At 74.4% G+C, this 18,221-nt stretch carries 18 protein-coding genes; 9 read left to right on the top strand and 9 right to left on the bottom strand.

The features are described 5' to 3' along the window. Positions 1-58: 58 nt before the first annotated feature. The 3 genes from GA0070609_RS26585 to GA0070609_RS26575 form a co-directional block, all read right to left on the bottom strand. Positions 59-502 (bottom strand): HNH endonuclease, encoded by a 444-nt coding sequence (locus tag GA0070609_RS26585; RefSeq protein ID WP_088996321.1) that lies wholly within the window; start codon positions 500-502, stop codon positions 59-61. A gap of 270 nt (positions 503-772) precedes the next feature. Beyond that, positions 773-2,302, bottom strand: a complete 1,530-nt coding sequence (locus GA0070609_RS26580) for an FAD-dependent oxidoreductase (RefSeq protein WP_088997984.1) — start codon at positions 2,300-2,302, stop codon at positions 773-775. Between the two features lie 39 nt (positions 2,303-2,341). Further along, the gene (locus GA0070609_RS26575; protein WP_088996320.1) at positions 2,342-2,833 is read right to left on the bottom strand and encodes an MSMEG_6728 family protein; all 492 of its coding nucleotides are present in this window, start codon (positions 2,831-2,833) and stop codon (positions 2,342-2,344) included. Positions 2,834-2,927: 94 nt separating this feature from the next. Between GA0070609_RS26575 and GA0070609_RS26570 the strand changes: the two genes are divergently transcribed. Further along, positions 2,928-4,919, top strand: coding sequence for a potassium channel family protein (locus GA0070609_RS26570; RefSeq protein ID WP_088996319.1), 1,992 nt, complete (start codon positions 2,928-2,930; stop codon positions 4,917-4,919). A gap of 58 nt (positions 4,920-4,977) precedes the next feature. Here the strand turns inward: GA0070609_RS26570 and GA0070609_RS26565 are convergent, their stop codons facing one another. Then, complete coding sequence (locus GA0070609_RS26565; RefSeq protein WP_088996318.1) at positions 4,978-6,207, bottom strand: APC family permease; 1,230 nt, start codon at positions 6,205-6,207, stop codon at positions 4,978-4,980. 10 nt (positions 6,208-6,217) lie between these two features. Beyond that, positions 6,218-6,955, bottom strand: a complete 738-nt coding sequence (locus GA0070609_RS26560) for a phosphatase PAP2 family protein (protein ID WP_172899554.1) — start codon at positions 6,953-6,955, stop codon at positions 6,218-6,220. A 173-nt stretch (positions 6,956-7,128) separates the two neighbouring features. Between GA0070609_RS26560 and GA0070609_RS26555 the strand changes: the two genes are divergently transcribed. Beyond that, positions 7,129-8,340 carry a DUF4032 domain-containing protein gene (locus tag GA0070609_RS26555; protein ID WP_088996316.1) on the top strand — a complete coding sequence of 404 codons (1,212 nt, stop codon included), beginning with the start codon at positions 7,129-7,131 and terminating at the stop codon, positions 8,338-8,340. 343 nt (positions 8,341-8,683) lie between these two features. Here the strand turns inward: GA0070609_RS26555 and nagA are convergent, their stop codons facing one another. From nagA to GA0070609_RS26540, 3 genes are read right to left on the bottom strand one after another with little or no spacing between them, the layout of a single operon-like run. Next, positions 8,684-9,793, bottom strand: coding sequence for an N-acetylglucosamine-6-phosphate deacetylase (gene nagA, locus GA0070609_RS26550; RefSeq protein WP_088996315.1), 1,110 nt, complete (start codon positions 9,791-9,793; stop codon positions 8,684-8,686). Beyond that, positions 9,790-10,713, bottom strand: coding sequence for an ROK family protein (locus tag GA0070609_RS26545; protein ID WP_088996314.1), 924 nt, complete (start codon positions 10,711-10,713; stop codon positions 9,790-9,792). Before GA0070609_RS26545 ends, nagA begins: the two co-directional genes overlap by 4 nt. Further along, positions 10,710-11,639, bottom strand: a complete 930-nt coding sequence (locus GA0070609_RS26540) for an SIS domain-containing protein (protein WP_088996313.1) — start codon at positions 11,637-11,639, stop codon at positions 10,710-10,712. The genes GA0070609_RS26545 and GA0070609_RS26540 overlap by 4 nt, the downstream gene beginning before the upstream one ends. Before the next feature lie 196 nt (positions 11,640-11,835). On the opposite strand from GA0070609_RS26540, the gene GA0070609_RS26535 reads away from it, so the two are divergent. The 4 genes from GA0070609_RS26535 (at position 11,836) to GA0070609_RS26520 (ending at position 15,459) form a co-directional block, all read left to right on the top strand. Then, entirely contained in the window at positions 11,836-12,621 is a 786-nt protein-coding gene (locus GA0070609_RS26535) for a DeoR/GlpR family DNA-binding transcription regulator (protein ID WP_088996312.1), read from the top strand. A gap of 121 nt (positions 12,622-12,742) precedes the next feature. Next, positions 12,743-13,753, top strand: coding sequence for an ABC transporter ATP-binding protein (locus tag GA0070609_RS26530; protein ID WP_088996311.1), 1,011 nt, complete (start codon positions 12,743-12,745; stop codon positions 13,751-13,753). Continuing rightward, the gene (locus GA0070609_RS26525) at positions 13,750-14,766 is read left to right on the top strand and encodes an ABC transporter permease subunit (RefSeq protein ID WP_088996310.1); all 1,017 of its coding nucleotides are present in this window, start codon (positions 13,750-13,752) and stop codon (positions 14,764-14,766) included. Before GA0070609_RS26530 ends, GA0070609_RS26525 begins: the two co-directional genes overlap by 4 nt. A gap of 141 nt (positions 14,767-14,907) precedes the next feature. Then, complete coding sequence (locus tag GA0070609_RS26520) at positions 14,908-15,459, top strand: DUF3263 domain-containing protein (protein WP_088996309.1); 552 nt, start codon at positions 14,908-14,910, stop codon at positions 15,457-15,459. A gap of 22 nt (positions 15,460-15,481) precedes the next feature. Here the strand turns inward: GA0070609_RS26520 and GA0070609_RS26515 are convergent, their stop codons facing one another. Next, complete coding sequence (locus GA0070609_RS26515; RefSeq protein WP_088997983.1) at positions 15,482-16,321, bottom strand: NAD(P)H-binding protein; 840 nt, start codon at positions 16,319-16,321, stop codon at positions 15,482-15,484. 142 nt (positions 16,322-16,463) lie between these two features. Between GA0070609_RS26515 and GA0070609_RS26510 the strand changes: the two genes are divergently transcribed. From GA0070609_RS26510 to GA0070609_RS26500, 3 genes are all read left to right on the top strand, one after another. Continuing rightward, positions 16,464-16,856 (top strand): winged helix-turn-helix transcriptional regulator, encoded by a 393-nt coding sequence (locus GA0070609_RS26510; RefSeq protein WP_088996308.1) that lies wholly within the window; start codon positions 16,464-16,466, stop codon positions 16,854-16,856. Between the two features lie 260 nt (positions 16,857-17,116). Then, entirely contained in the window at positions 17,117-17,821 is a 705-nt protein-coding gene (locus GA0070609_RS26505) for a hypothetical protein (RefSeq protein ID WP_088996307.1), read from the top strand. Next, entirely contained in the window at positions 17,818-18,213 is a 396-nt protein-coding gene (locus tag GA0070609_RS26500) for a phage holin family protein (RefSeq protein WP_088996306.1), read from the top strand. Before GA0070609_RS26505 ends, GA0070609_RS26500 begins: the two co-directional genes overlap by 4 nt. Positions 18,214-18,221 lie beyond the last annotated feature (8 nt).

Below are 18,221 nucleotides of genomic sequence, written 5' to 3'. Positions count from 1 at the left end.
GGCGGGCGCCACGCCGGGGCGTTCCCGACGTGGCCCCCCGTTCCCGCCGGCCGGTCCCTCAGCGGACGGCCAGTGCCGCCCAGCTCGGCGTCACGGGCTCCCGCCGCAGCGGCATGCCCGCCTCGGCCGGCGTCCGGTCGCCCTTGCGCTGGTTGCACGGGTAGCAGGCGGCGGTGGTGTTCTTCCAGGTGTTCCGGCCGCCGCGGGAGCGGGGCAGGATGTGGTCGATGGTGCTCGCCGGCCCGCCGCAGTACGCGCAGCACCGGCCGTCCCGGCGTAACACCCCGGCGCGGGACCAGGCCGGCCCGGCGCTGAACCGCCAGCGGGTCACCACGTACCGGACCAGCCGCACCACCCGGGGAACCGGGAAGACCCCGATCACCCGGTCCGGCTCGGCCTCGTGGATCTCGGCGACCCGGCGGCAGAGCATCCGGATCGCGTGCTGGACGGTGACCCGGTGCAGCGGGCCGAGGTCGGCGTTGATGACGAGGACGGCGTCCACCGGGATCTCCCTCCGAGACGGTGACGGACATCTGGCCCGGACGACGACAGAGCCGCCCGGTCCGGTTGCTGCGGAACGGGCGGCTCGACGTCGGGCACGCGTCAGTCGGGCCGGCCGCCCCGGTGGTCTTCGGCTCGGCAACCGCCGCCGGGCAGCACCGACCGCACGCGCGTGACGTGCGACATCGACATGACGGGCTCCCGTGGCGGTGGTTGACCTTGCGCGGATCACGGTAGGCGCGCCCGGTGGCGGGCGGCAACGCATTTCGATCTAGCGGCGCCTGGCCAGCAGGCCGCGCGGGCGGACCGAGTACACCGGCTCGGCCGCGCCGCCCGCCGCCCGCAGGATGTGGTTCGCGGCGACGATGCCGGTCGCGGCGGCGCGTTCCATCAGCGCGCTGGGGAAGTCCGTGGCGATCCCGTCCCCGGCCAGGTAGAGCCCGGCCGCGTCGGTGCGCACGCCGGGCCGGCCGGCGTTGCTGCCCGGGGTGAACGCCGGCGCCCGGGCCTCCACCCGGGCCCGCAGCTCACGGACCCGCAACCGGGCCGCCTCCGGCCAGAGCTCGGCCAGTTCGCCGCGCATCCGCTCGGCCAGCACCTCCGCCGGCACGTCCGGCTCGCAGGCGTACGCGTGCAGTTCCAGCACCGAGCCGCCGGTGCGCGCGGCCCAGCGCCGGGACTCGTTCTCCAGCCGGTGGTAGAGGGTCACCGAGTCCAGCGTGGGCTGCCGGGACACCCCGCTGAACACCGCCCGACCGGCGTCGACGTCCCCGTCGCACCAGTAGCGGGCCACCGCGTACGGCGGACCGGGCCGGCCGTAACCGGGCATCCGGGCCACCAGTTCCGGCGCGACCCGGGCCAGGTCGGGGGAGGCCGCCACCAGCGCGGCGAGCGCCGGCGGGTCGACCGCGAGCACCACGTGCCCGGCGCGGTAGGACGCTCCATCGCCGGTGGACACCCGCCAGCCGTCGGCCTCCCGGTGCAGCGCGGTGGCCGCCACGCCGGTGCGTACCCGCCCGCCGTGCCGCTCGACGTGCCGGGTCAGCGGGTCCCAGATCGCCGTGGCGTAGTCCTCGTCGGGGCAGTCGAAGGCCAGCCCTTCCGGGTTGCCGAGCAGGTAGAAGTGGAACTGGGCGACCAGTTCGGCGGCGGACATCTCCGCCTCGTGGTTGAAGAACGAGTGCGAGAAGACCTCGAAGAGCATGGCCCGGGCCCGGTCCGGCAGCCGCAGCGAGGTGAGCAGGTCGTCGGCGGTGGTGGTGTCCAGCTCGGCGTAGGTGCCCGCCCGGTCGTAGCTGAGCAGCGGCAGCGCCGCGTCCCGGTCCATCCCGCGCAGGTCGGCCAGGCGCACGCTGGGGCTGCGCAGCAGCAGCGCCAGCAGGTTCAGCGGCGGCGCGGGCGGCAGGTCGCCGAACTCCTCGGTCGGCCACCGCCGGCTCAGGATCGGATAGCCCGGGATCGGCTTGAGCAGGCTCAGACCGGGATCGACCCGGCGCAGGATGGCCCGCCAGTTGTAGTACTGCCGGAAGAACGCGTGGAAACCGTGCTCCACCCGCTGGACGCCGTCGGCGAGCGCCTCCGGCCAGGCCCCGAGCCGTCCGCCGAGGTTCGGCGCCGCCTCCAGCACGGTCACCGTGACGCCGCGCTCGGCGAGCACCACGGCCGCCGACATGCCGGCGATGCCGCCGCCCACCACCACGGTGTCCACCGGTTGCGGCACGCGGGGGGCGCCACCGCCGCCCGGGTCCACCACGTGCTGGCGTACGCCGACGAACCGGCCGAGCAACTGCGACAACGACACGGACACCTCCCGGCCGGTGGGTGTGTCCAGTCTGCCCGGTCAGCGCTCGGTCGGCAGCAGACAGCGCCGCTGACGGTCCGACGCCGGCCAGACGTACTCCAGGTCGGGCGGGACGTCGCCGAAGATCGGCCGGTAGTGCTCCGGATCCTTGCGGACCAGCGACGAGCGGTGGCTCAGGTGCAGGTCCTCCCGACCCAGCCAGGGCGGCAGCTCGCCGGCGGCGGCCAACTCCGGCTGGGCCCGGACCGTCTCGATGCCGCAGGCGGCGGCGAGGTCGCGGGTCATGGTGGCGGCGCAGGTGTCCGCCCGCCCCGGCTCGGACCAGACCGCGCACATGTCCAGCCCGTACCGGGTCAGCGCCTCCTCGTACCCGGCCCACATCTTCACCGCGGGATGGTTGCGCCAGCCGTACGTCGGCCAGGTCAGCCCGCGCAGCACCTGGATCGTCTCCACCCGCTGCTTGCCCAGCCGTTTCTGGTCCAGCGTGCGGGCGCTCGCCAGGAAGTCCGGGTACGGGAGGAACGTCTGCATGCCGCCTGCTCTACCCGCCGGCCGGACCGGCATGCCTGGCCGGTACGAACCGGACGGGGTCGCCCAGTGTGGTGGTGCTGACTACGATTCGGGCATGGGGGAGCCGTGGCGGGATCGGGCGCGACGGGCGGTCGAGTGGAACTGGCGGCTCCGGTCCACCGGTGATGCCCGACCGCACTACGTGATCTGCGGGCGGGACGCACTGGCCTACTACGTCGCCAAGGCGTTGCTGGAGACGGAACTGCCGGCCGGTGGCGCCCGGGTCACCGTGGTGGTGCCGGAGCGCTACCGGGTGGACGGGCCCGACGTGGCCGGCCTGCGCGGGGTGCGGGTGGTCCGCTCCGACCGGCTCGACGTGCCGACGTTCCAGGCCGCCGGCCTGGCCGGGGCGAGCGGGCTGGCCCTGCTGCACCAGGACGACGTCGGCAACCTGCACGCGGCACTCTGCGCCCAGGCGGTCGACGACGAGGTCCGCCAGGTGCTGCGGATGTTCAACAACACCCTGGCCGACGGGGTCCGTACCCTGCTCAAGGCCCGGGTCGAGGTGCTCTCCGACGCCGAGATGGCCGCCCCGGCGTTCGTCGCCGCGGCGCTCGGCGAGGTCGACCCCACCCACTTCCAGCACCGCGACCGCACGCTGCGGGTGGCCCGCCGCGCCGACGTACGCGAGCAGGACGTGGTCTGCGGGCTGGCCGACCTGAGCGATCCACAGCGGGTCCGGCTGCTCCCCGCCGACCAGACCACCGCCGACCTGGTGCTCGCCGAGGCCACCGGGCAGCCGCCCGGCACCGAGGTGGCCGCCCGGCGGCTGGTCCGGGCCCGCCGCCGGCGGCGGCCGGTAGCGGTCACCGTCCGCGCGATCCGCGGCTTCGCCACCCGCAAGATCGGTATCGCGGTGATGCTGGTGCTCGGGTTGATCGCGGTGCTCGGCGCGTTGATCTCCCGGGCCGAGGACGTGTCGCAGTTGGAGGCGATCTACCTCACCCTGGTCACCACGCTCAGCGGCGCCGACCCGGACACCACCAAGCCGCCGGACGCCCAGGTCATGCAGGTGGTGCTGAACCTCGCCGGCCTGGCGTTGATCCCGCTGATCACGGCCGTGGTGGTGGACGGGATCGTCAACGCCCGGCTGGCCCTGCACACCGGCCGGTTGCAGAGCGAGCACTCCGAGCACGTGGTGGTGGTCGGCCTCGGCAACGTGGGCACCCGGGTGATGGCGCAGCTGCGCGAGTACGACGTCGAGGTGGTGGCGATCGACAAGAACCCGGAGCCGCGCGGGGCCACCCTGGCCCGGCAGCTCGAGGTGCCGCTGATCGTCGGCGACGCCGCGCTGCCGGAGACGCTGGAGGCCGCGGCGATCCGCGACTGCCAGGCGCTGGTGGTGGTCTCCACCGACGACGTGGCCAACCTGGAGGCGGCGCTCGCCGCCCGGGACGTCCGCGAGGATCTGCGGGTGGTGCTGCGGCTCTTCGACGGCGACTTCGCCGAGCGGGTGGAGGAGGCGTTCGGCATCGGCGTCTCCCGCTCGGTCTCCTACCTGGCCGCCCCGGCGTTCACCGGCGCGCTGACCGAACGCGCGGTGATCGTCACCATCCCGGTCGGCCGGCACGCTCTGCCGGTGGCCGAGGTGCCGGTCGCCGCCGGGTCCGAGTTGGACGGCCGGCCGCTCAGCGCCGCCTCGCGGGACGGGCAGGTGCGGTTGATCGCCCGTACCCCGGCCGGTGGTGGTCGGACGAGCTGGCGGGACCTCGACCCCCGCCAGGTGATCTTCGCCGGCGACCGGCTCACCGTGGTGGCCCGCCGGGCCGGCCTGGACTGGCTGACCCGGCAGTGCGCACCCCCGGCCCCGCCGGCCCGGCCGGTGCCGACGTCCCGGTCGGCTGCCCTGCCCCGCGCCGCCAGCCCGCCGACGCCCGGTGCGCCGAACGTCCCACCGAGCGGTGGCGGTGTCCTGCCCGGGCAGCCCGCGGATCGGCCCGGGCCGGTCTCGGCGCCGCCGGCCGGCAACGGTGGCCCGCCGACCGGTCCGGTGCCGGACGACGGCGGGTCGGCCCGGCACCCGGACGGCACCGGCCAGCCGGCCTGACCCAGCCCGGTGCCGCGAGCAGTGGCGACCCGACGTCCAACCCGCGGAGTCGTCGGGCTCAGCGGCGGGGGCGGAGGGCGTACCAGGCGGCGCCGACGGCGAGCACGGCGAAGCCGGCCAGCACGCTGGACAGCGGCAGGTTGACCGCGAGCAGCAGGCAGCCGATCAGCCCCAGCGCCGCCAGCACCTGGACCGGCAGCCTGCGGGCCGGGTCGCGGCCCAGGGTCAGCGCGGCGGCGTTGGTGATCGCGTAGTAGACGAGCACGGTGCAGCTGGAGAAGCCGATCGCGTCGCGTACGTCGCCGAGCGCGACGACCAGGATCACCACCGCGGCCACCGCCAGCTCGGCGCGGTGCGGCACCTGGCGTACCGGGTGCACGGTGGCCAGCGCGCCGGGCAGGTCGTGGCGGCGGGCCATCGCCAGCGCGGTACGGCCCACCCCGGCGAGCAGGGAGAGCAGCACGCCGGTCACCGCGACCGTCGCCCCGGCCCGGACCACCCAGGCCAGGCCGGGCAGCCCGGCGGCGGTCACCACGTCGGCCAGCGGCGCGGCGGAGGCGGCCAGCCGGTCGGCGCCGAGCACGCCGACCGCGACCACGGCCAGCACCAGGTAGATCGCCAGCACCAGGCCGAGGGCGAGCGGCACGGCCCGGGGGATGGTCCGCTCCGGTTCGCGGACCTCCTCGCCGAGGGTGGCGATCCGGGCGTACCCGGCGAAGGCGAAGAAGAGCAGACCGGCGGCGGTGAGCACGCCCCCGGCCGAGCCGCCGGCCGCGCCGAGCCGGTCCGCCGAGACGTCGGGCACGCCGGTGACCGCGACCAGGGCCAGCACCGCCAGCACCAGCCCGACCAGGACCTTCGTCGCGGTCGCGGTCTTGCCGATGCCGCGCAGGTTGACAGCGGTCACCGCCAGCACCGCCGCGACCGCCACCGGCCGGGCCTGCCCCGGCCAGAGATACGCCCCGATGGTCAGCGCCATCGCCGCGCAGCTCGCCGTCTTGCCGACCACGAACCCCCAGCCGGCGAGGAAGCCGGCGAACGGGCCGAGCCGCTCCCGCCCGTAGACGTAGGTGCCGCCGGACTCGGGGTAGCGGGCGGCCAGCCGGGCCGAACTGGTCGCGTTGCAGAACGCGATGAAGCCGGCCAGCGCCAGCGCCGCCAGCAGCCCGGCCCCGCCGGCGGCGGCCGCGGCGGGTGCGAAGACCACGAAGACGCCCGCGCCGAGCATCGAGCCCAGCCCGATCACCACCGCGTCGGGTACGCCCAGCCGGCGTGCCAGTTGGTTCACGTCGGGCAGGTTAGGTGACGGAGGTGAACGGACGGTCCCAGGCGCGCAGCGCGCCGGGCAACGGCAGGTCGTCCCAGGGCACCCGGTGCAGCAGCCGGTCCAGCAGCAGGCCCAGCAGCAGCCCGGCCACCGAGTCGGTCAGCCAGTGCCAACCCAGGTACGTGGTGGTGCAGAGCACGACCAGCGGCGGCACCACCCGGATCACGGTGACCAGCCGGGGCGGCATGGCACGCCCGTAGCCGCGCAGCAGCGGGGCGAGCAGCAGGGCGATCACGCCGTACCAGACGATGGCGTTGGCGACGTGCCCGGACGGATACGACTGGGCGAACCGGACCGGCAGGTCGTCCTGGAAGAGCGGCAGCGTCCGCTCCGGCGGCAGGAACGGTTCCTTGACGCTGGCGCTCGGCGCCGGTCGGGCCGTCCACACCTTGAGCGGGCCGATGGTCAGGTAGGTGAACACGAACGCGAGCACCGGCGGCAGCACCGGCCGCACCGATCTGAGCCGGACCGCCAGCAGCACCCCGAGCCCCAGCGCGATCAGCGTCAACGGCGTGCCCTGACCGAGGTAGTTGAGCACCACCGCGGTCCAGTGCGCGACCGCCGGCCGGTGCGCGGCCGACCAGTCGGCGACCGCCCGGTCGATTCCGAAGAGCCGGTCGGTGGCGAGCGCCACGGTCAGCCCGACGAGCGCGACCAGCAGCGCGGCGTCGAACCACCAGCCGGCCGGGCGGACCGGTCGCAGCCGCACCGTCCGCCGTACCGTCGTGGTCTCCCGCACGCGACCACGCTACCGGCCGGGCGCGCGGGCCGGCCCGTCCGGCCCGGCCCGGTGCCCTGGCCGGTCCGCGCGGGCCGGCGGTGGCTGTGTGCCGAGCCACGTGGGGGAGCGCTCGGGCGGGGCGAGGCGTCAGACTTGTCCCCGTGCGGATCACCTCGGCCCTCGTCGACCCGGCGCTGCTCGACCTTCCCTGGTCGACCCCGCTGGAGGAGTGGCCTGCCCAGCACCTGGTCGCGCTGCCGCAGGGCATCTCGCGGCACGTCGTCCGTTTCGTCCGGCTCGGCGGCTACGTCTACGCGGTGAAGGAAACCGGCGAGCGGGTGGCCGAGCGCGAGTACGACCTGCTCCGCGCGCTGGAGCGGATCGACTTCCCGTCGGTCGAGGCGGTGGCGATCGTCGCCGACCGGCAGCGCGACGATGGCGAGCCGCTCGACCCCGTGCTGATCACCCGGCACCTGCAGTTCTCGCTGCCCTACCGGGCGCTCTTCTCGCACACCCTCCGGCCGGAGACGATGGGCCGGCTGCTCGACGCGCTGGCCGCGCTGCTGGTCCGGATGCACCTGACCGGCTTCTTCTGGGGCGACTGCTCGCTGTCCAACACGTTGTTCCGGCGGGACGCGGGCGCGTTCGCCGCGTACCTGGTGGATGCCGAGACCGGGGCGCTGCACCACTCGCTCTCCAACGGCCAGCGCGGCGAGGACCTGGAGATCGCCCGGGTCAACATCTTCGGCGAGGCGCTGGACCTGCAGGCCGCCGGGCTGCTGCACGAGTCGATCGACCCCGAGGTGGTCTGCGAGGAGGTCGTGCAGCGCTACGAGCGGCTCTGGCACGAGATCACCTACGAGCAGCAGGTCGAGCGGGACGCCCGGCACGACATCGAGGGGCGGATCCGGCGCCTCAACGAGCTGGGCTTCGACGTGGCCGAGGTGGCCATGTCCACCATCGACGACGGCCGCTACCTGATCCGGCCGAAGGTGGTCGACGCCGGCTACCACACCCGCCGGCTGCTCCGGCTCACCGGTCTGGACGCCGAGGAGAACCAGGCCCGCCGGCTGCTCAACGACCTGGACGCGTACCGGGCGGAGAGCTACCTGACCGACGAGCAGCAGGCCGCCCACCGTTGGCTGACCGAGGTCTTCGAGCCGGTGGTCCGGGCGGTCCCCGCGCACCTGCGCCGCAAGCTGGAGCCGCAGGAGCTGTTCGCGCAGATCATCGAGCACAAGTGGCTGCTCTCCGAGCGGGCCGGCCGGGACGTCGGGATGGCCCCGGCCGTGCAGTCGTTCCTGTCGGACGTGCTGGTGCACCGCCCCGACGAGCAGGCCGTGCTCGGCGTCGAGGTCCCGACCGCCGGCTGACCCGTCCGCGGTCCGAGTCTCGGCCCGCGGCGCCGCACCGCGAGCATTCCCTGGGCGGTTGCCGGCCTGAACCACGGCGTCCGCGGGGGCGGCCGGGGCACACCTCCCGTGGGCCCTTTGGAGCTGATGTCACAAACGATTCAGCCGCCAACCGCGGGCGGCCAGCCAGGCTGATGTCGTTGGTGAATCAGCTCCAAAGGGCGTCGCAGCTCAGCGCCAGCCGCGCGGGAGCAAGGGCGACGGCTCGGCTTTGGCACTTTCGGCGCAGCGGCTGGCCCATGCGCCGCTGGGAAGCGGCTGGCCCATGCGCCGCTGGGAAGCGGCGCCGCCGCGCCGCCGCGCATCAGTCCTGCCAGGCGCCGCCGCGCATCACCCGGACCACGTTCAGGTCGTCGTCGAGCACCACCAGGTCGGCGCGGAGCCCGACCTGGAGGGCGCCCAGCCGGTCGCCGAGGCCGATCGCCCTTGCCGGGGTGGTGGCCACCATCCGGGCCGCGTCGGCCATCGGGATGCCCGCCGCCAGGGCGTGCCGCAGCGCGGCGTCCATGGTGAGCGTGCTGCCGGCGATCGCGCCGTCGCGGGACAGCCGGGCCACCCCGTCGGCCACGGTGACCGCCTGGCCACCCAGCTCGTACTCGCCGTCGGGCATCCCGGCGGCGGCCATCGCGTCGGTGACCAGCGCGGAGCGTTCCGGGCCGGCGACCGAGGACGCGAAGGTGAGCATGCCGTCGTGCAGGTGCACGCCGTCGGCGACCAGCTCGCAGACCACGTTCGGGGCGTCCAGCAGGGCCACCACCGGGCCGGGTTCGCGGTGGTGCACCGGTCGCATCCCGTTGAACAGGTGGGTGCCGACGCTCGCGCCGGCCGCCACCGCCGCGCGGGTCTCGTCGTACGTCGCGTCGGTGTGGCCGACCGCGGCGACCACCCGGTGGGCGGTGAGCAGCTTGACCGCCTCCAGCGCGCCGTCGCGCTCCGGGGCCAGCGTCACCATCCGGATCGCGTCGCCGCCCAACTCGATCAGCTCGGCCAGTTCCTCCGTCGAGGGGTCGCGGAGGAACTCCGGGTTCTGCGCGCCGCAGCGGGCCGCGGAGAGGTACGGCCCCTCGAAGTGGATGCCGGCCAGCACGCCCTCGGTGACCAGCGGCCGGTAGGCGGCGGTGGCCGACCGCATCAGCTCGAACGGCGAGCTGACCAGGCTGGCCAGCAGGGTGGTGGTGCCGTGCCGCAGGTGGAACGCGGCGGCCTGCCGGGCCTGCTCGGCGTCGCCGGTGGTGAAGGTGTGCCCGCCGCCGCCGTGGGTGTGCATGTCGACGAAGCCGGGCAGGATCCAGTGCCCGTCACGTACCGAGGGGTACTCGGCCACCGCGGTGATCCGGTCGCCGTTGATTTCCACGCAGCCCTGCCGGATCACGCCGGTCGGGGTCACCACCTTGCCGTTGACCCGCACGGTCATCGTTTCTCCAGGTCGTCGAGGGCGAGCAGGGCGGCGCCGAGGCAGCCGGCCTCGTCGCCGAGGGCGGCCGCGACCAGGCGCGGCTCCCGGTGGAAGGTCATCCGTTCGTGCAGCGCCGCGCGCAGCGGGTCGAGCAGTTGGGCACCGGCCTGGGCCAGCCCGCCGCCGAGCACGATGGTCGCCACGTCGAAGAGCGCCTGACCGCTGGCGAGGCCGTCGGCGAGGGCCTCGACGGTCTCCCGCCAGACCTGCCCGGCCAGCGCCTCGCCGGCCGCCGCCCGAGCCGCCACCTCGGCCGCGGTCGCCGGTTCTCCGGCCAGCTCCGCGTACCGGCGGCCGACCGCGGACGCCGAGGCCACCGCCTCCAGGCAGCCGGGGCGGCCGCAGCCGCAGCGGGGGCCGCCCGGGCGGACCAGGATGTGCCCGATCTCGCCGGCCGCACCGTGCGCGCCGACCGCGGCCGCGCCGTCGACCACGTGGGCCGCGGCGATGCCGGTGCCGATCGCGACGAAGAGCACGTGCCCGGCGCCCCGGCCGGCACCGATCCGGGCCTCGGCGAGGCCGCCGGCCCGCACGTCGTGGCCGAGCGCCGCGGGCAGCCCGAGCCGCGCCTGCGCCAGCTCTCGCAGCGGTACGTCCCGGAAGCCCACGTTCGCCGACCAGACCGCCACCCCGCGCGCCTCGTCGACCACCCCCGGCACGGCGATGCCGACGGCCACCGGCGTTCGCCCGTCGGCGCGGGCCTTGCCGGCCAGCCCCTCGGCGACCTCCAGGACCGTGTCGACCACGGCCGCCGGACCCCGCTCGGCGCCGGTCGGGTGCCGTTCGGTGTGCAGCACGGTGCCGTCCGGGTCCACCAGGGCGCACTTCATCCCGGTGCCGCCGACGTCCAGCGCGACGACGGCGTCGGCTGAAGTCACGCCAGCACCACGGAGCGGGTCAGGTGGCGCGGGGCGTCCGGGTCGAGGCCCCGGCTGGTGGCCAGCGTGACGGCGAACCGCTGGGCCAGGATCAGGTCGGCCATCGGATCGACCGGCGTACGACCGGCCGCCCAGCTGCTCAGCACGGTGCGGCAGCCGTGCGTGCGGCTGTGCACGAAGGTGGCGCCGGTGGCCGCGACGTCCTCCGCCAGCCCGTCGGGCAGTTCGCCGAACGCCCAGACCAGCCGGCCGGGCGCGGCGATCGAGATGGGGCCGTGCCGGTAGTCCATCGCCGGGTACGCCTCGGCCCAGAAGGTGGCCGCCTCGCGGCACTTCAGCGCGGCCTCCTGGGCCAGCCCGACCGTCCAGCCGCGACCGAGGAAGGTGACCTGCTCGATCCGGGCCGGGTCGATCGGCAGCGGGGCGCGGACCGCCACCTCGGCGTCGGCGGCCAGCGTGCCGACGTTGTCGCCCAGGTGGGCGCGGAGCAGCGCCAGCGCGGTGGTCGCGAAGCGGGTCTGCACCACCGAGCGTTCGTCGGCGAAGGGCATGGTCACCGCGGCGTCGGCCAGCCCGACCGCCGGGGAGTCGGGGTCGCCGACCAGCACCGTGCTGGGCACCTGCCCACGCAGCGCGGTGAGCAGTTCGAGCACCTCGGTGGTGGTGCCGGAGCGGGTGATCGCGACGAGCCGGTCGTAGCGGCGGCCGGCGGGGAACTCGGACGCCTGGAAGGCGTCGGTCTCGCCCTGGCCGGCGGCCTCGCGGCGGGCCGCGTACGCCATCGCCATGAACCAGGACGTGCCGCAACCGACCACGGCGACCCGCTCGCCGGGGCGGGGCAGGTGCCCGGCGACCGTGCCCACCAGTTGCGCCGCCTCCCGCCAGCATTCGGGCTGGCTGGCAATCTCCGCGTCCACGTACGCCATGAGAACTCCTCGCAGGGGAGAACGGTGCGCAATACGGCTCGTTTGACCCGTCTTTCGCGCGTCATTCTGCGTGAACCCGGTGGGCCGTGGCAACCGGTGGCGCGATCGAGCAGGCCAGGGTTTTGCGCCCTCGTAGTTTCGCGCACTAGTGTGCACGCAATCAATCACCGACCGCGCAGTAACTGGAGGCCCCGGGGTGGACCGCTACGCCCGCTGGAACGCCCTGCTCGAAATGCTGACCGACAGCGGGCGGGTCACCGTCGAGGAGGCCGCCGAGCGGTTGGACGTCTCGCAGGCCACCATCCGGCGCGACTTCGACCAGCTGGCCCAGCAGCAGATGATCACCCGGACCCGGGGCGGCGCGGTCGCCAACGGGGTCTCCTACGACCTGCCGCTGCGCTACAAGACGGCCAAGCACTCGGCCGAGAAGCAGCGGATCGGCGCGGCCGCGGCGGCGCTGGTCTCGCCGGGCACCGTGGTCGGCCTGAACGGCGGCACCACCAGCACCGAGGTGGCCCGCGCGCTGGCCGTCCGGCCGGACCTGAACACCAGTGCCGAGGGCGCCCAGCTCACCGTGGTCACCAACGCGCTGAACATCGCCAACGAGCTGCTGGTCCGCTCCCGGATGAAGGTGGTGGTGGCTGGCGGTGTGGTGCGCCCGAAGTCGTTCGAGCTGGTCGGGCCGCTCGGCGGGGCGCTGCTGCGCGAGGTCACCCTGGACGTCGCGCTGCTCGGCGTGGACGCCATCGACCCACAGCTCGGCGCCGCCGCCCACCACGAGGGGGAGGCGGCGATGAACAATCTCATGGTCGCCCGGGCCAAGCGCGTCGTCATCATCGCCGACTCGTCCAAGCTGGGCGGGCACGCCTTCGCCCGGATCTGCCCGGTGGACCGGGTGGAGACGCTGGTCACCGACTCCGGCGCCAACCCGGAGGTGGTCGAGGCGTTCCGGGCCGCCGGGGTCAGCGTCATCTGCGCCTGATCCACTCGTTTCCTTACTGTCGGTAGTCATCCGGCGCGGCGATGCATACCGGGTATTGCGGTGCGCTGCATACCGCGTATGGTGTCGGCTGTCATAGCGCCCGTATCGGGGGAGGTGCAGCTTGCCAGCTGTCCTGGAGATAGAAGGTCTACGTAAGACGTACAAGAGTCGCCGGCGCGGCACCCGCAACGCCCTGGACGGCTTCGACATGCGCGTCGAGGCGGGGCAGGTGCACGGCTTCCTGGGCCCGAACGGCTCCGGCAAGACCACCACGCTGCGTACGCTGCTCGGCCTGATCCGGCCGAACGGCGGGCGGATGGCCATCCTCGGGCACGAGGTGCCCGCGGCGCTGCCCACGGTCGCCGGCCAGGTCGGCGCCATCGTGGAGAGCCCGCAGTTCTTCCCGCACTTCTCCGCCCGGGACACGCTCTCCCTGCTGGCCGGCGCGGGGGGCGTCCCGGCCACCCGGATCGACGAGGTGCTGGAGCTGGTCGGCCTGCGCGACCGGGCCGGCGAGCGGGTCAAGACGTACTCGCTCGGCATGAAGCAGCGGCTCGCGGTCGCCTCCGCCCTGCTGAAGAATCCGAAGCTGCTGATCCTCGACGAGCCGGCGAACGGTCTGGACCCGGGCGGCATCCGGGAGATGCGCACGCTGATGCGCAACCTCGCCGAGTCGGGCATGACCGTGGTGCTCTCCAGCCACATCCTCGGCGAGATCCAGCTGATCTGCGACTCGGTCACCATCATCTCGCTGGGGCGGCGGGTGGCCTTCGGCCCGGTCGAGCAGGTGCTGGCGCAGCACTCCTCCGGCGCGGTGCGGGTACGGCTGGAGGCGGTCACCGACCTGCCGATGGCCACCGAGGCGCTCACCGGCGCCGGGATCCGGGTGACCGGCCACCCGGACCACCTGATGCTCACCGGGGTCGACAAGCCGGCCACGGTGACCCGGCTGCTCGCCGAGCGGGGCCTGTACGTGAGCGAACTGGCCCCGGTCGCCGTCGACCTGGAGAGCGTCTTCCTCGAACTGACCGCCACCGCGCCGGTACCCGGCCAGCACCGGCAGGTCGACCAGTCCACGAAGGTCGGTGGGGCGGGGCAGCCCGGCGCCACCGGAGGAGGTTGGGGCGCGTGAGTCTCTACCGTACCGAGCTGCGCCGGCTCACCAAGCGGCGCTTCACCCGCTGGATGACGCTGCTCGGCCTGCTGGTGCTGGCCACCGTGATGATCGGCGTCTTCTTCAGCAACCAGAAGATCGACGCCGCCGCGCTGGCCAAGGCCGAGCGCCAGGCCGAGCAGCAGTACCAGGAGCAGGTCCGCTGGAGCGAGCAGGAACGCCTCGCCTGCGAGCGGTCGAAGACCGAGGGTACGGCGGACCCCAACCGCTTCCCGGCGGACTGCTCGGTGATCACCCCGCCGCCGCCGGAGGCGATCGAGGCGCAGTGGTTCCTGCCGTCCACCTTCGACTTCCGGGAGAGCTTCGGCTTCACCCTGTTGCCGTTCGCGGCGATCCTGGCGCTGGTCGGGTTCGTGGTCGGCGCCTCGTTCGTCGGGGCGGAGTGGAGCACCGGCGGCATGATGAACCTGCTGCTGTGGCGGCCGAAGCGGTTGACAGTGCTGCTCACCAAGCTGGCGGCGCTGCTCACCGGCGTACTGGCGGTGGCGTTGCCGGCCGCGGTGGCGTGGTTCGGCGGGTTCTGGCTGGTGGCCGTGTACCGGGGCAGCACCGAGAAGGTGACCTCGGGCGTCTGGCAGTCCTTCGCGCTGACCGGGCTCCGCGGCATCGTGCTGGCGCTGCTCATGGCGACCGTCGGGTTCGCGCTGGCCTCGCTGGGCCGGCACACCGCGATGGCACTCGGCGGGGCGATCGCGGTGATGGTGGTCGGCCAGTTCGGCCTGGCCATCCTGCTCGACATGGCCGGGGTGCGGTTCGCCGAGGCCTGGCTGCTGCCCACGTACGCGGTGGCGTGGATGCAGAAGAAGGTGACCCTGGAGGACTGGGAGGCGTGCAACGCCACCTTCACCGGGGAATGCCGGCCGGAGACCTTCGACGTCACCTGGCAGCAGTCCTCGGTGCTGCTGGGCGTCGGGCTGGTGGTGATCCTCGGCGCGGCGCTCTGGGTGATGCGCCGGCGGGACATCTCCTGACGTACGGCGGTGACGCGGCCCGGGTCCTCCCCGACCCGGGCCGCGCCACGGCGTCTGTGCGGTCCGAGTCGACCCTGGTTAGGCTGAGGGTCCCCCGGTCGGCCCCGTCGCGTCGGCCGCCCGTCGCCCGCGAGGAGCCCCATGCAGCCCGCCGACGCCGCCCCGGCCAGCGAGACCGCCGCGGCCGGCCAGGGTGGGCGGACGGGTGGCTCCCGCGCCGGCGTACCGACACCGCGCCCGGCACCGGCCCCGGAGGCCGCCCCGGTCCCACCGCCGCGCACCGCCCCGGAGGCAGAGGCCGCGCCCCGCTCCCCGGCGCCGGCGCCCCGGGCGGAGCCGGCGGGTCGCGCCGCGGCGGCGGACGCGACGCCCGGTCCGGAGGCCCTGGCCGGCGGCGTCACCGACCCACCGGGCCCGGCCGACGCGGCGCTGCCCGCCGCCGGTGACCCGCCCGCCCCGGCCACCGCGCTCACCGAGCGGGAACGCGCGATCATCGCCTTCGAACAGCAGTGGTGGCGGCACGCCGGTGCCAAGGAACAGGCCATCCGGGACACCTTCGGCCTCTCCGCCACCCGCTACTACCAGTTGCTGAACGCGCTGCTCGACCACCCGGCCGCGCTGGCCGCCGAGCCCGTGCTGATCGGGCGGTTGCGCCGGCTGCGCTCCTCCCGGGCCCGCAACCGCCGTCGCTGACCGCCGGCGCCCCGCTCGGCGCCTAGCGGAACGCGTGGAGGTGGCGCCGGACCCAGTCGGCGAAGGTACGCGGGGCGCGGCCCAGGATCCGCTCCGTGTCCGGGCTGATCCGCTGCTCCGCCGGCGTCGGCTCGCCGAGGATCGCCAGGGTCCCGTCGACCACCGGCTCGGGCATGAACCCCAGCAGCTGCGCGCGAGCCTCCGCCGGCGTCTGTTCGACGAACCGGACCGGCTGCCCCAGCGCCTCGGCGATGTCCCGGACCCGCTGCCGCGGCGTGGTCAGCGCCGGCCCCGTCAGCTCGTAGATCCGGCCGCCGTGCCGCTCCTGACGCAGGACCGTGGCGGCGACCTCCGCGATGTCGGCCGGGTCGACGACCGGCAGGCCGACGTCGCCGAACGGCGCCGCCACCGTGCGTCGGGTCCGCACCGAATCCGCCCAGGCGTACGCGTTGGACGCGAAGCCGCCCGGCCGCAGGATGGTCCAGGACATGCCGGATCGCTGTACGACCTCCTCGATGCCGCGCAGCGGCGCGTGCGAGACGGACCGGGGGCGCGTCCCGGCGGCCTGCGAGGACAGCAGGACGATGCGCTCGACCCCACCGGCTTTCGCGACATCGAGGATGTCGTCGGGGTTCAGATCCGCGCCAGCGCCGGCGACCAGCAGGAACAGTGCCCGGGCTCCGTCCACGGCGGAGCGCAGGCTCTCCGGTTCGGCCAGATCGGCCCGGTGGTGCCGCGTTCCGTCCGGAATGGACACCGGCGACGTTCCCCGGGACACCGCGGTCACCTGCTCACCGGCGCTGGTCAGTGCTTCCACGAGTACCCGACCGACGTTGCCGGTCGCCCCCGTCACCACGATCATCATCGGCTCCTCTGCGTCGATTGCCACCCATGCCGTCGCTGGGTGCGATTTCGCGCCGGTCCGGTCTCCTCGGCGCGACCCGGAGAAGCTAGCATCGCCGGTATAGTAGGTACCTACAGGAAAGTGACTATCTGGAGGGCGTGTGCAGCGCGACCAAGCAACCTGGGCGCCCTCGGCGTCGGCCGACCCCGAGCAGGCCTGTCCGGTCGCCCCGGTCGTGGACATCGTCTTCAGCCGGTGGACGACACCGATCCTGTGGACGCTCAACTACCAGGGGCGGCAACGTTTCGTCGAGTTGCAGCGGCGGATCACCACCATCACGCCGAAGGTGCTGACCCAGCGACTGCGGCAGCTCGAACGCGACGGGCTCGTCGTGCGTACCTACCACCCGGAGGTTCCGCCCCGGGTCGAGTACGAGATCAGCGACCTCGGTCGCAGCCTCGCCCCGCTCTTCGCCCACCTGGCCGAATGGGCCACCAGCCACCTCGACGACGTGGAACGCGCACGGCGCGCCTACGACACGACGCAGCGGTAAGTTCCCGGTCTGCGGCCGGCGGATCGTGCTGACCTGATCGGCGCGTGCCCGGCCGTCCTCGTCGACCGCCGTCGCACCCGCCGAGCCGTCCACCCCGCCCACCGACCGTTGGTCCGGATTTCGATCCTGCCCCGACGCCCGGGACGGAATGCCGGCGAGCCGTGCGGGTAGGCGGATGGCGTTCCGGGCCGCGAGTGTCGCGGCCGGTCCACGTTCCGGGGCGCGACCGCCGCCCCGGGGCCGACGGAGGGAGCGGGCTAATGACGGGGATCAACCCGAGCCGGCCACCGGACGGTGCTACCGGCGCCGGGCAGCAGGCCCGGCAGCAGGCGTCGCGGGTCGGGCACCAGGCGACCCAGGCCGGCGGGCAGATGGCCCACGCCGCGGCCGAACAGGGCGGCCACATCGCCCACGAGGCCCGGCAACAGATGCGGAACCTGACCGGCGAGGCCAACACCCAGTTGCGCGGCCAGGCCCATGCGCAGAAGCAGCGGGCCGCGGACGGCCTGCGCGGGTTCGGCCGCGAACTCAGTTCGATGGCGGAATGCAGCCAGGACTCCGGGATGGCCGCCCAAGCGGTCCGTCGGGCGGCCCACGCCGCCGAGCAGGCGGCCGGCTGGATCGAGCACAACGAGCCGGCGGCGATGATGGACGACGTGCGGGCGTACGCGCGCCGGCATCCGGGCACCTTCCTGGCCGGCGCGGCGGTGGCCGGGCTGCTGTTCGGGCGGCTCACGCGGAGCCTGACCGGGGGCGGCGACGGCCGGGGCGCGCCGAGCGAGGCGCCGCAACCGGGTGCCGCCGGTGTCCAGCCCGGTGAGATGCAGGCCGGACAGCGGCCCTACGAGCGGACGGTCACCGCGCCGTACGAGGCCGAGTCGCCCTACGTGGGTGCGTCCCGGGTGCGCAGCTCGACGCCGCCGGGCCGGCCGGAGGGCGAGATTCCCGGCGGGGTGGCGCCATGAGCGCCCCCGAGAAGGAGCGGACCCAGGCGTCCGTCGGCGAACTGTTCGGCGACGTGACCCGGGACTTCTCCACGCTGATGCGTAAGGAGGTCGAGCTGGCCAAGGCGGAGCTCCGCGAGGAGGCGAGCCAGGCCGGCAAGGCCGGTGGACTGTTCGGCGGCGCCGGTCTGGCCGGCTTCCTGGCCGTGCTGTTCGTGTCGTACGCGGTGTGGTGGGGCCTGTCCAACGTGATGGACCAGGGCTGGGCCGCGCTGCTCGTGGCGATCGCCTGGGCCGTGATCGGGGGTGTCCTGCTCGCCAACGCGCGCGCCAGACTGCGCGAGATGCGCGGCGTGCTACCCCGTACGCAGGAGACCGCACGGCAACTGCCGAACGCGATACGTGGCCGGTGAACCGACCG

This window comes from Micromonospora echinaurantiaca (assembly GCF_900090235.1).
Lineage (GTDB): Bacteria > Actinomycetota > Actinomycetes > Mycobacteriales > Micromonosporaceae > Micromonospora > Micromonospora echinaurantiaca.
This window is presented reverse-complemented; position numbering and strand designations above follow the sequence as displayed.

Excerpts from the sequence above, each read along its gene's own strand:
- GA0070609_RS26575 (WP_088996320.1), bottom strand. The coding sequence starts at position 2,833 with ATGCAGACGTTCCTCCCGTACCCGGACTTCCTGGCGAGCGCCCGCACG.
- GA0070609_RS26570 (WP_088996319.1), top strand. The coding sequence starts at position 2,928 with ATGGGGGAGCCGTGGCGGGATCGGGCGCGACGGGCGGTCGAGTGGAAC.
- nagA (WP_088996315.1), bottom strand. The coding sequence starts at position 9,793 with ATGACCGTGCGGGTCAACGGCAAGGTGGTGACCCCGACCGGCGTGATC.
- GA0070609_RS26540 (WP_088996313.1), bottom strand. The coding sequence starts at position 11,639 with ATGGCGTACGTGGACGCGGAGATTGCCAGCCAGCCCGAATGCTGGCGG.
- GA0070609_RS26520 (WP_088996309.1), top strand. The coding sequence starts at position 14,908 with ATGCAGCCCGCCGACGCCGCCCCGGCCAGCGAGACCGCCGCGGCCGGC.
- GA0070609_RS26515 (WP_088997983.1), bottom strand. The coding sequence starts at position 16,321 with ATGATCGTGGTGACGGGGGCGACCGGCAACGTCGGTCGGGTACTCGTG.
- GA0070609_RS26505 (WP_088996307.1), top strand. The coding sequence starts at position 17,117 with ATGACGGGGATCAACCCGAGCCGGCCACCGGACGGTGCTACCGGCGCC.
- GA0070609_RS26500 (WP_088996306.1), top strand. The coding sequence starts at position 17,818 with ATGAGCGCCCCCGAGAAGGAGCGGACCCAGGCGTCCGTCGGCGAACTG.